Here is an 11,939-nt window from a genome sequence, read left to right as displayed (position 1 = left end):
GCCGCCGCTTCAGCGGCCAGCGCCGACCCCATGCGCAGCGCAGCCGCGCCCCCGTGCTCATCGCGCGAACGGGGCGCGCGGCATCGCGCGGCGCACGTGTTAAACCGTCATCGGGTTGGGTTTGGACGGATCGAGCTCGTACTTCGCGATCGCCTCGGCAACGATCTTGCGGTCGATCTTGCCATCGTCAGCGAGCGCGTTCAGCGCGGCGACCGTGACCCAATAGCGGTCGACCTCGAAGAAGTGACGCAGCGCGCGGCGCGTATCCGAGCGGCCGAAGCCGTCGGTGCCGAGCACGACGTAGCGGCGATCGATCTGGCCGCGGATCTGATCGGCGAGCGCGCGCACGTAATCGGTCGATGCGATGACCGGGCCTTGCGTGTCCTTCAGGCAGCGCTGCACGTGCGTGAGGCGGCGCTCTTCCGACGGATGCAGCAGGTTCCAGCGCTCGACGTCGTGGCCTTCGCGTGCCAACTCGGTAAAGCTCGGCACGCTCCACAGATCGGCCGCGACGCCCCAGTCGTTCTTCAGCAGATCGGCCGCGGCGATCACTTCGTTGAAGATCGTGCCAGCGCCGAGCAGTTGCACGCGCGGCGCCTTCTTGTCAGCTTCGGCCTTGCGGAACGCGTACATGCCCTTGATGATGTCGGCCGCCACGTGCTCGCCCTGCGGAATCGCCGGGTGCTCGTAGTTCTCGTTCATCACCGTGATGTAGTAGTACACGTCCTCCTGCTCCTGCACCATCCGGCGCAGGCCATCCTGCATGATGACGGCAAGCTCGTAGCCGAACGTCGGATCGTAGCTCACGCAGTTCGGCACCGACGCCGCCCACAGCAGCGAATGGCCGTCCTCGTGCTGCAACCCCTCGCCGTTAAGCGTCGTGCGGCCCGCGGTGCCGCCGAGCAGGAATCCGCGCGAGCGCATGTCGCCCGCCGCCCATGCCAGATCGCCGATCCGCTGGAAGCCGAACATCGAGTAGAAGATATAGAACGGCACCATGATCTCGCCGTGCGTCGAGTACGACGTCGCCGCGGCGATCCAGTCGCACATGCCGCCCGCTTCATTGATCCCTTCCTGCAGGATCTGGCCGGTCTGCGATTCCTTGTAGAACATCAGCTGGTCGGAATCTTCCGGCACGTACTTCTGGCCTTCCTGATTCCAGATGCCGATCTGGCGGAACAGGCCTTCCATGCCGAACGTGCGCGATTCGTCGGGAACGATCGGCACGATACGCTTGCCAAGCGTCTTGTCCTTGAGCAGGATGTTGAGGATCCGCACGAACGCCATCGTCGTCGAGATCTCGCGGCCCTCGCCCGTGCCCTTGAGCAGCGGCTCGAACGCGTCGAGCGCCGGCACCGGCAGCGATTGCGCCTTCTCGCGGCGTTGCGGCAGATAGCCGCCCAGATCCATGCGCTGCTTGCGCATGTACTCGAGTTCCTTCGAGCCTTCCTCGAACTTCACATAAGGCACGTCGGCAATTTCGTCGTCCGAGATCGGCAGGCGGAACTGGTCGCGGAACTTCTTCAGTTGCTCGACGGGCAGCTTCTTCTGCTGGTGCGTGATGTTCATCGCCTGGCCCGACTCGCCCATCCCGTAGCCCTTGATGGTCTTCGCGAGGATGACGGTCGGCGCGCCCTTCGTGTTGCTGGCCTCGTGGAACGCCGCGTAGATCTTGTGCGGATCGTGGCCGCCGCGGTTCAAGTTCCAAATGTCGTCGTCGGACCAGTCGGCAACGAGCGCCTTCAACTCGGGCGTGTTGAAAAAATGCTCGCGCACGTAGGCGCCCGACTCCGATTTGTACGTCTGGTACTCGCCGTCGACGACTTCCATCATCCGGCGCATCAGCGCGCCCGTCTTGTCGCGCGCGAACAGCGCATCCCAGCGGCTGCCCCAAATCACCTTGATCACGTTCCAGCCGGCGCCGCGGAATTCCGATTCGAGTTCCTGGATGATCTTGCCGTTGCCGCGCACCGGGCCATCGAGACGCTGCAGGTTGCAGTTGATCACGAACACGAGGTTGTCGAGCTTTTCGCGGCTCGCCATGCCGATCGCGCCGAGCGATTCCGGCTCGTCGGTTTCGCCGTCGCCGAGGAACGCCCAGACCTTGCGGCCCTCCGTATTCACGATCCCGCGCGACTGCAAATACTTCATGAAGCGCGCCTGGTAGATCGCCATGATCGGGCCAAGCCCCATCGACACGGTCGGGAACTGCCAGAAATCCGGCATCAGCCATGGGTGCGGATACGACGAGATACCGTTGCCGCCGACTTCCTGGCGGAAGTTGTCGAGCTGCGCCTCGCTCAGACGCCCGAGCAGGAAGGCCCGCGAGTAAACGCCGGGCGACGAGTGGCCCTGCACGAACACGAGATCGCCGCCGTGCTTGTCCGACGGCGCGTGCCAGAAATGGTTGTAGCCGACGTCGTACAGCGTGGCGGCCGATGCGAACGACGCGATGTGGCCGCCAACGTTCGTGTCCTTGCCCGCGCGCAGCACCATCGCGATCGCGTTCCAGCGCGTGTACGAGCGGATGCGGTGCTCGATGTCCTGGTCGCCCGGAATCTTCGCCTGGGCTTCGACGGGAATCGTGTTGATGTACGGGGTGTTCGCGGAAAACGGCAGGTGCTCGCCGTGTACCCGCGCGAATTCGATCTGCTTCTCGATCAGATAGTGCGCACGGCCTGGGCCGACTGACGAAATCACGCCGTCAAGCGCTTCGAGCCATTCGACGGTTTCCTGCGGATCATCATCACGTTCGGCCGTGACGTATTTCAGCACTTCGTTGGGTACAGCGGACATGCTCGTCTCCTGGGTGTCCTGGACTGGCGTCCTGGGATATGAGGATCGCTCTTCGTGCAGACGACGTCGATGGCCGGCTGCTGCAAGCTCCCGCGGATTGTAAAGAGCGTCGCGGGCCCCGTGCAACATAATTTTCGAATTATGAGATTATTTTTCTTAATGTGAAATAATGCTGCGCCGCACCCGCCGCATGGGCATCGAAAGCGGATCGCGCGCAGCTATTTCCGCTTTCGGTTCAAACTGTCTTCCGTGCCCTTTGGGCAATACGCGCTGAGCTACAATCCAGCCATGTTGACCGATCGGCTTCTCGCACGCTCGGCGCGACCGTCGCGTTCGCCGGCCGAGTCGCAGCCGTCCCGCTGGCACCATGGACCATGGTGGTCCAACTCTTATCTGCTGACGCCGCTGCTGTCGATTCTCGTTTTCCTCGTCGTGATGAGCCTCATCCTATGGAGCCTCAATCGCCGCGAGCAACAGCAGCAGGAAGACACGCTGTATCGCAACGTCGCGTGGGCGCAGCAGCAGATTCGCCTGTCGATGACGAGCGCGCAGGAGCAGTTGCAGGCGTTCGCGCGCGACATCGCCGCGGGCCGTGTCGATGAGCACGCGTTCCAGGCAACGGTCGGCGACGTGTTGCAGGCGCATCCGGAAATTCTCTATCTGAACTGGTACACCGCGCCCGGCGCGAAGCGCTGGCCCGCGATGCAGCTCCCGCTGCTCGGCCAGCGGCTCGCGAGGCCGAACGACACGCAGATGGACGAAATCGTGCGCGGCGCGTTCGGCGCGGCGCGCAACACCCGCCGGCAAACGTACTCCGCACTCGTCTACGACGACTTCGGCTACGGCTACCTGACGCTGCAAACGCCCGTGATCCGCGAGCGCGACTATCTCGGCTCGATTGCCGCGGTGTTCTCGGTCGAAGGCATCCTGAAGCACGACATCCCGCCGGAGCTGTCCGCGAAATACAAGATTTCCATCGTCGATGCGAACAGCCGCGAACTCGCGTCGACATCGTCGCGCCCGCGCCTGCCGCGCGACGCGCACTACGACCTGCCGCTGGACCCGCCTGGCCAGGGCCTGACGGTGCGCGTCTACGCGTACCCGCAAACAACGAACCTGACCAACAACACGCTCGTCTGGCTGGTCGCCGGCCTGTCGTGCTTCGTGCTGTGGAGCCTGTGGAGCCTTTGGAAGCACACGCGCCAGCGCTTCGAGGCGCAGCAGGCGCTGTACGCGGAGGCGTTCTTTCGCCGCGCGATGGAAAATTCGGTGCTGATCGGCATGCGCGTGCTCGACATGCACGGCCGGATCACGCACGTGAATCCCGCGTTCTGCCGGATGACGGGCTGGGACGAAAGCGATCTCGTCGGCAAGATCGCACCGTTTCCGTACTGGCCGCGCGACGCCTACCCGGAAATGCAGCGCCAGCTCGACATGACGCTGCGCGGCAAGGCGCCCAGCTCGGGCTTCGAGCTGCGCGTGCGCCGCAAGGACGGCTCGCTGTTCCACGCACGCCTATATGTATCGCCGCTCATCGACAGTTCGGGCCGGCAAACGGGCTGGATGTCGTCGATGACGGACATCACCGAGCCCAAGCGCGCGCGCGAGGAGTTGGCCGCCGCGCACGAGCGCTTCACGACGGTGCTCGAAAGCCTGGACGCGGCCGTGTCGGTGCTCGCCGCCGACGAGGCGGAGCTGCTGTTCGCGAATCGCTATTACCGGCACCTGTTCGGCATCCGCCCGGACGGCCATCTCGAATTGTCGGGCGGCGGTTTCGACAGCGCGCAGGCGTCGTCGGATTCGATCGACCTGGTCGACACCTACGCGGGCCTGCCCGCCGCCGCGCTGACCGAAAGCACGGCCGATGCACAGGAAGTCTACGTCGAGAGCATCCAGAAATGGTTCGAAGTGCGCCGCCAGTACATTCAGTGGGTCGACGGCCATCTCGCGCAAATGCAGATCGCCACCGACATCACGAGCCGCAAGAAAGCGCAGGAGCTGGCGCACCAGCAGGAAGAGAAGCTGCAGTTCACAAGCCGGCTGATGACGATGGGCGAAATGGCATCGTCCATCGCGCATGAACTCAACCAGCCGCTCGCCGCGATCAACAACTACTGCTCGGGCACGCTCGCGCTCGTGAAAGGCGGCCGCGCGACGCCCGAGACGCTCGCGCCCGCACTCGAGAAGACCGCGCAGCAGGCGCTGCGCGCGGGGATGATCGTCAAGCGGATCCGCGAGTTCGTTAAACGCAGCGAGCCGAAGCGGCAACCGTCGCGCGTGGTGGACATCGTTGCCGACGCGGTGGGCCTCGCCGAAATCGAAGCGAGAAAACGCCGGATCCGGATCGTCACCGAAATCCGCGCGAGAATGCCTATTATTTATGCCGATCCCGTGCTGATCGAGCAGGTGCTCGTGAACCTGCTGAAGAACGCGGCCGAGGCAATGCAGGAAGTCAAGCTGGCGAACGCGGACGGCGTGATCCGCATCGTCGCCGATCTCGAAGCGGGCTTCGTCGACATCCGCGTGATCGACCAGGGCCCAGGCGTCGACGAAGCGTCCGCCGAGCGCCTGTTCGAACCGTTCTACAGCACCAAATCGGACGGCATGGGCATGGGGCTCAACATTTGCCGATCGATCATCGAATCGCACCGCGGACGCCTGTGGGTGGTCAACAACGTCGAGCCGGACGGCAGCATATCCGGCGCCACGTTCCACTGCAGCCTGCCGATTGGAGAACCAGAGGATCCCGGTCACGGGTCCGAGACCTCGCCAACACAAACCGTAACGGGAGAGATATGAATAGCCCTGTCACCACCTCTCAGGAAACCGTCTTTGTCGTCGACGACGACGAGGCCGTGCGGGACTCGCTGCGATGGCTGCTGGAGGCAAACGGCTATCGCGTGCAATGCTTCTCGAGCGCCGAGCAGTTTCTCGACGCATACCAGCCCGCGCAACAGGCGGGGCAGATCGCGTGCCTGATCCTCGACGTGCGGATGTCCGGCATGAGCGGCCTGGAGCTACAGGAGCGGCTGATCGCCGAAAACGCAGCGCTGCCGATCATCTTCGTGACCGGCCACGGCGACGTGCCGATGGCGGTGTCGACGATGAAAAAAGGCGCGATGGACTTCATCGAGAAACCGTTCGACGAGGCCGAACTGCGCAAGCTCGTCGAGCGGATGCTCGACAAGGCGAGAAGCGAAAGCAAGAGCGTGCAGGAGCAGCGCGCGGCGAGCGAACGCCTGTCGAAGCTGACCGCGCGCGAGCAGCAGGTGCTCGAGCGGATCATCGCCGGGCGCCTGAACAAGCAGATCGCGGACGATCTCGGCATCAGCATCAAGACGGTCGAGGCGCATCGCGCGAACATCATGGAAAAGCTCAACGTCAATACGGTCGCCGATCTGCTGCGGCTCGCGCTGTCGAAGAAACAGGCGTAACGCGCACGCCGCCGCGTCCGGCTGGGCTTGCCGGGCGCGCCGCGCGCCGGCGAGCGCTCGTTTCGCCTTCCCGGCTTCACCCGCGCTGCGCTGTACTGGCCCTCGATCGCCCAATTGCCTTCGCTGGTCGCACCGCGCGCCGGCTCCAGTTCGGGCCATTTTCATCATTCCATCGCGCTTGCTCTTTGCGCACCTTCCCCACTTGCGTGCCGCTCACGATTGCGAGCCGGCTTGCGGTAGCCGCCCATCGTTCTCATTATTTTTATAGCGTGCGCACCAAGCGCGGCCGTCGCGCCCACTTCGGGCGGCAGCGGCCGAGCGGTATAATCCGTCGCTTCTTCGCAGCGCTTTTTCGCGCCGCCCCCCCGCCTTCCACCTTGCCAAGCGAATTTTCACCATGACAGCCACCCTGATCGACGGCAACGCCCTTTCGAAGACCCTGCGCGCGCAAGCGGCCGAGCGCGCCGCCGCGCTCGCCGCGCGCGGCCATCAGCCGGGCCTTGCGGTGATTCTCGTCGGCGACAATCCGGCGAGCGAGGTCTACGTGCGCAACAAGATCAAGGCGTGCGAAGACAACGGCTTCTTCTCCGTGAAAGACCGCTATCCGGCCACGCTCGCCGAAGTGGACCTGCTCGCGCGCATCGGCGAATTGAACCGCGACCCGCGCATCCACGGAATCCTTGTGCAATTGCCGCTCCCGGCCCACATCGACAGCCATAAGGTGATCGAAGCAATCGCGCCGGAGAAGGACGTCGACGGCTTCCACATCGCGAACGCTGGCGCGCTGATGACAGGCAAGCCGCTCTTTCGCCCGTGCACGCCTTATGGCGTGATGAAGATGCTCGAGGCGCACGGCATTTCACTCGTCGGCGCGAATGCGGTCGTGATCGGCCGCTCGAACATCGTCGGCAAGCCAATGGCGCTGCTGCTGCTCGAAGCCGGCGCGACCGTCACGATCTGCCACAGCAAGACGCGCGAGCTTGCCGCGCACACGCGCAACGCCGACGTAATCGTCGCGGCGGTCGGCAAGCGCAATGTGTTGACGGCCGACATGGTGAAACCCGGCGCGACCGTGATCGACGTCGGGATGAACCGCGATGACGCAGGCAAGCTATGCGGCGACGTCGATTTCGCGGGGGTCGCGCAGGTGGCGGGCCATATTACGCCGGTGCCGGGCGGTGTCGGCCCGATGACGATCACGATGTTGCTCATCAATACGCTCGAATCGGCCGAACGCGCGGCCCAAGCGGCTTGACGGCCGGACATTACGGCGGTTCGGCGGTTCGTCGGCATGATGGCGTGAACGCATGACCACGCGGCGGCGCAACGATAAAGGCGTCGATCCGCGCCGATCGATACCGCCCTGTGCGCCAATGCGCGGCGCTGTCGGCGTCAGCCCGCGGAACAACGCGGTTCGATGCGCGCCGCCAGCGCAATCCGCCCGCTCGGCGCGACTGCGCACCGCTCGCGGCAGCCGTCCCGGCTTCGACAAATCGTCATCCAACCCCGGTGCCGCAACGCGCGGTGCCAAACGCTCCCCGCATCAGCCGAATACGGGGTCGCAGGCTGCCTGCCGCCGCCCCTCCGACACTGCGGCGCTCGGCGTGCGCCGCCTTCGTGCGGCCCGTCATCCGGCTGCTCCGCTCCCGCCCCAATCGTTTCATTAGAAACTTCCAATTGGAAACCGCGCGACGCGCCCCAATAATGTCGATATGACGCCGGCGGGCGGCACGCGGTATGCCGCTCGTCTTTCACCTACTTCGCAACCGCCAGGGAACCCTATGTCCGTCAGCGCCCATGCCAACCCGCTTCTCGATTTCTCCGGTCTGCCCCGTTTCGGCGAAATTCGTCCGGAACACGTGACGCCCGCGCTCGACACGCTGCTCGCCAACGCAAACGACGCCGTTGCGCACGCGGCGCATCCCGACACGCCCGCGACCTGGGCCAACATCATCGACGCGCTCGAGCGCACGACCGAGCCGCTCAGCCGTGCGTGGGGCATCGTCGGCCATCTGACCGCGGTGGCCGACACACCCGAGCTGCGCGCGGCGCATGCCGAAAATCTGCCGCGCGTGACCGAATTCTGGTCGAGCGTCGGCCAGAATCTCGCGCTCTACGAAAAATACAAGGCGATCGCCGCGAGCGCCGAATACGCGACGCTGTCGGCCGAACGCAAAAAGATTCTCGACAATGCGCTGCGCGATTTCCGCCTGTCGGGCGCCGAATTGCCCGAAGACCAGAAGCCGCGCTTCGCGCAGTTGCAGGAGCAGCAGGCGGCGCTGTCGAAGGCGTTCTCCGATCACGTGCTCGACGCGACGAACGCATACGCGTATTACGCGCAAAGCGAGGACGAACTCGCCGGCCTGCCGGCCGATGCGATCGCCGCTGCGCGCGAAGCCGCGCAAAAGGACAACCATGCGGGCTGGAAATTCACGCTGCACTTTCCGTCGTACTTCCCGGTGCTGCAATACGCGGAAAACCGCCCGCTGCGCGAAACCCTCTATCGCGCATACGTGACGCGCGCCTCCGAACTCGGCCCGCAGTACGGCGGCGGCAAGATCGAATGGGACAACACGGCAATCGTCGCGGATCAACTCAAGCTGCGCCGCGAAGAAGCGCAGATGCTCGGTTACCACGATTTCGCCGAAGTATCGCTCGCGCCGAAAATGGCGGAATCACCGCCGCAGGTGATCGCGTTCCTTGAAGATCTCGCCAAGCGCGCGCGCCCCTATGCGGAAAAAGACTGGGACGAACTGCGCGCGTTCGCCGCAAGCGAGCTGGGTCTGGCCACGCTCGAGCCGTGGGACGTTGCGTATGCGGCGGAAAAACTGCGCGAGCAACGCTATGCGTTCTCCGAAAACGAGGTGAAGCAATACTTCCCCGAGCCGGCGGTGCTGAAGGGGCTGTTCACGGTCGCGCAGACGCTGTTCGGCGTGCGGATCGTGCGTGACGAAGCGCCTGTGTGGCACGACGACGTGCGCTTTTTCCGCGTCGAAAACCGCGACGGCTCGCTCGTCGCGCAGTTCTATCTCGACTTGTATGCGCGCGAGGGCAAGCGCGGTGGCGCGTGGATGGACGACGCGCGCTCACGCGCGAAGCGCGACGACGGCAGCGTGCAGACGCCCGTCGCCTATTTGAACTGCAACTTCTCCGCGCCGATCGGCGACAAGCCCGCATGCTTCACGCACGACGAGGTGATCACGCTGTTCCACGAGTTCGGCCACGGGCTGCATCACATGCTGACGCGCGTCGACGAGATCGGCGTGTCGGGGATCAACGGCGTCGAATGGGATGCGGTCGAACTGCCGTCGCAGTTCATGGAGAACTTCTGCTGGGAATGGGATGTGCTGAAATCGATGTCGTCGCACGTCGATTCGAACGAGCCGCTGCCGCGCGCGCTGTTCGATAAGATGCTCGCCGCGAAGAACTTCCAAAGCGGCCTCGGCACGCTGCGCCAGATCGTATTCTCGATGTTCGACATGCTGCTGCACGTCGATTTCGACCCGCAGAGCGGCGGCGCCGCCGCAATGACGAACGTCAACGATTTCGCGCGTGCCGTCAACGAGCGCTTCCACGTGATTCCGCAGGCGTCGTTCTCGCGCTGGCCGAACACGTTCAGCCATATCTTCGCGGGCGGCTACGCGGCAGGTTACTACAGCTACAAGTGGGCGGAAGTGCTGTCCGCCGACGCCTACGCGGCGTTCGAGGAAGCCGCGCGCACGGCGGGCAGCGTGCTCGACGCGGCAACGGGCGCGCGCTATCGGCACGAAATCCTCGAAGTGGGCGGCAGCCGCCCGGCGATGGAATCGTTCAAGGCGTTCCGCGGACGCGAGCCGCGCATTGATGCGCTGCTGCGCCACAACGGAATGGCCGATGCCGGCACGGCGCACGCGTAAGCACGCGGCATCGCCCGCGTGCGGTGCGCGATGCCCTCGCTTTTAAGCCGTTCGTGCGTGAAACAGGCGGCAACCTGCGTCGCGGGTTGCCGCTTTTTTTGTTTATCACGCCGGGCTCGCAGTGCCGTTGCCATCGCCGGCACCGCCGAGCGCCGCGCAATCGTCAATTGCCCCACCGGCGCACGGATCGTCATCGAACAACGCAATCTGCCCATGCCGCTCGGCCGTATCCTCGTCGACCCGCACGCCGACGCCGAGCAGCCGCACCGGCTGCCTGCGCCGCGCAAGCCCTTTTTCGAGCAATGCGACCGCGGTGTCCGGATCGGTCGCATCGGCCACGCATTCGACCGTCGTGCGCCGAAAATCCGCGAAGCGGATCTTCACATACAGCTTTCTGATCGAACGTACCGCCCCTGCCCGTTCGATGCGCACGTCGAGTTGCGCCGTCAGCCGGCGAATCTCGGCCGCGCATTGCTCGAGCGTGGCGAGATCCTGCACGTAGGTCGTCTCGACGCTAACGGATTTACGCTCCTGATCCGCGCGCACCGGCCGCTCGTCGATGCCGCGCGCCAGCTCGTAAAGCCGGCGGCCGAACGCGCCAAACTCGCGATGCAGATCGAACAGCGACCATGCGCGCAGTTGCCCGCAAGTGCCAATACCGAGCTTGTCGAGCCGCGCGGCCGTCACCTTGCCGACACCATGCAGTTTGCGCACCGGCAACGCGGCGACGAACGCGTCGACTTCATGCGGCCGCACGACGAAAAGGCCGTCGGGCTTGTTCCAGTCGGACGCGATCTTCGCGACGAACTTGTTCGGCGCGACGCCCGCCGACACCGTGACGCCGACCGTCTCGCGCACGCGCTCGCGAATCTCGCGCGCGATCAGCGTCGCGCTGCCGCGACAGCGTGTCGCGCGGCTCACGTCGAGATACGCCTCGTCGAGCGACAGCGGTTCGGCATCCGGCGTGTAGTCGCGATAGATCGCCATGATCAGCCGCGACGCCGCACGATACTTGTCCATCGCGGGCGGCAGAATCAATAAGCCGGGGCACTTGCGCATCGCAAGCGCCGACGACATCGCCGAATGCACGCCGTAGCGCCGCGCGTCGTAATTGCAGGTGGCAATCACGCCGCGCTGATCGGGCCGGCCGCCGACCGCGAGCGGGCGGCCGCGCAACGACGGATCGTCGCGCATCTCGACCGACGCATAAAAGCAGTCGCAATCGCAATGGATGATCTTGCGCACGAACGCACACGCGCCGCTCGATGGCGGTGGCGGCACGTCGGGAGGGGACGTCGGCTTATCCAAGATGCCGATACTGTACAAAAACACAGTGCGCGTTTCAACTGCGCGACTCGGTGCGAGGCACGCATACCGACGCCGCGCGCCGAAGAACAGGTTCGCGATAGATCGATTCGAACGCGCGGTCATACGCAAAGCGCGCGGGCAAGAACACGGCGCAATGACGCAATGTAACGGGAAAAGCGCCAGGAGAGGATCGCGAACGGCGAATGCGGATACAAAAAAGCCCGGCACTAGGCCGGGCTTTTTGGCGAATCGCGCATCGGTCACATACGCGGGATTTTTTCGCCGTATTTGGTTGCGGGGGTAGGATTTGAACCTACGACCTTCGGGTTATGAGCCCGACGAGCTGCCAGACTGCTCCACCCCGCGTCAGAGAAAGAAAATTATATGAGATATATGAGAATGAGTCAAACTTTCATTCGATTTATTTCCATGAGACCGCCGCGCGGCGATCTGAAACCGCCGGAACACAACCGGAACAAGCCGATATCGGCCGCCATCGTCCCTG

At 64.5% G+C, this 11,939-nt stretch carries 7 protein-coding genes and 1 tRNA gene; 4 read left to right on the top strand and 4 right to left on the bottom strand.

Going from position 1 to position 11,939, the window contains the following annotated elements; all coding sequences use genetic code 11:
• Positions 1–99: 99 nt before the first annotated feature.
• Together aceE and WS68_RS29410 are read right to left on the bottom strand one after the other, a co-directional pair.
• Positions 100–2,796: a pyruvate dehydrogenase (acetyl-transferring), homodimeric type gene (gene aceE, locus WS68_RS18100; protein WP_059572102.1), complete on the bottom strand. Its 2,697-nt coding sequence runs from the start codon at positions 2,794–2,796 to the stop codon at positions 100–102.
• Positions 2,797–2,952: 156 nt separating this feature from the next.
• Complete coding sequence (locus WS68_RS29410) at positions 2,953–3,165, bottom strand: hypothetical protein (protein WP_082710156.1); 213 nt, start codon at positions 3,163–3,165, stop codon at positions 2,953–2,955.
• On the opposite strand from WS68_RS29410, the gene fixL reads away from it, so the two are divergent.
• From fixL to WS68_RS18080, 4 genes are all read left to right on the top strand, one after another.
• Positions 3,085–5,595, top strand: coding sequence for an oxygen sensor histidine kinase FixL (gene fixL, locus WS68_RS18095; protein ID WP_059572101.1), 2,511 nt, complete (start codon positions 3,085–3,087; stop codon positions 5,593–5,595). The genes WS68_RS29410 and fixL overlap by 81 nt on opposite strands.
• Positions 5,592–6,230 (top strand): oxygen response regulator transcription factor FixJ, encoded by a 639-nt coding sequence (gene fixJ / locus WS68_RS18090; protein WP_006025940.1) that lies wholly within the window; start codon positions 5,592–5,594, stop codon positions 6,228–6,230. Before fixL ends, fixJ begins: the two co-directional genes overlap by 4 nt.
• A gap of 397 nt (positions 6,231–6,627) precedes the next feature.
• Entirely contained in the window at positions 6,628–7,485 is an 858-nt protein-coding gene (gene folD, locus WS68_RS18085) for a bifunctional methylenetetrahydrofolate dehydrogenase/methenyltetrahydrofolate cyclohydrolase FolD (protein ID WP_059572100.1), read from the top strand.
• Positions 7,486–8,011: 526 nt separating this feature from the next.
• Complete coding sequence (locus tag WS68_RS18080; RefSeq protein ID WP_059572099.1) at positions 8,012–10,126, top strand: M3 family metallopeptidase; 2,115 nt, start codon at positions 8,012–8,014, stop codon at positions 10,124–10,126.
• A gap of 105 nt (positions 10,127–10,231) precedes the next feature.
• On the opposite strand, the gene dinB is transcribed toward WS68_RS18080, so the two are convergent.
• Positions 10,232–11,434 carry a DNA polymerase IV gene (gene dinB / locus WS68_RS18075; protein ID WP_082710155.1) on the bottom strand — a complete coding sequence of 401 codons (1,203 nt, stop codon included), beginning with the start codon at positions 11,432–11,434 and terminating at the stop codon, positions 10,232–10,234.
• A gap of 289 nt (positions 11,435–11,723) precedes the next feature.
• Positions 11,724–11,800, bottom strand: a tRNA-Met gene (locus tag WS68_RS18070).
• Between the last annotated feature and the right edge of the window lie 139 nt (positions 11,801–11,939).

The sequence above is a fragment of the Burkholderia sp. TSV86 genome, assembly GCF_001522865.1.
In the GTDB taxonomy this organism is placed as follows: Bacteria; Pseudomonadota; Gammaproteobacteria; order Burkholderiales; family Burkholderiaceae; genus Burkholderia.
Note: the sequence above shows the minus strand (reverse complement) of the source record. Positions and strands in the feature narration are given on the sequence as shown.

What these genes read in the sequence shown, in the direction of transcription:
- fixJ (WP_006025940.1), top strand. Translation starts at nt 5,592, where the DNA reads ATGAATAGCCCTGTCACCACCTCTCAGGAAACCGTCTTTGTCGTCGAC.
- WS68_RS18080 (WP_059572099.1), top strand. Translation starts at nt 8,012, where the DNA reads ATGTCCGTCAGCGCCCATGCCAACCCGCTTCTCGATTTCTCCGGTCTG.
- aceE (WP_059572102.1), bottom strand. Translation starts at nt 2,796, where the DNA reads ATGTCCGCTGTACCCAACGAAGTGCTGAAATACGTCACGGCCGAACGT.
- WS68_RS29410 (WP_082710156.1), bottom strand. Translation starts at nt 3,165, where the DNA reads ATGGTGCCAGCGGGACGGCTGCGACTCGGCCGGCGAACGCGACGGTCG.
- folD (WP_059572100.1), top strand. Translation starts at nt 6,628, where the DNA reads ATGACAGCCACCCTGATCGACGGCAACGCCCTTTCGAAGACCCTGCGC.
- fixL (WP_059572101.1), top strand. Translation starts at nt 3,085, where the DNA reads ATGTTGACCGATCGGCTTCTCGCACGCTCGGCGCGACCGTCGCGTTCG.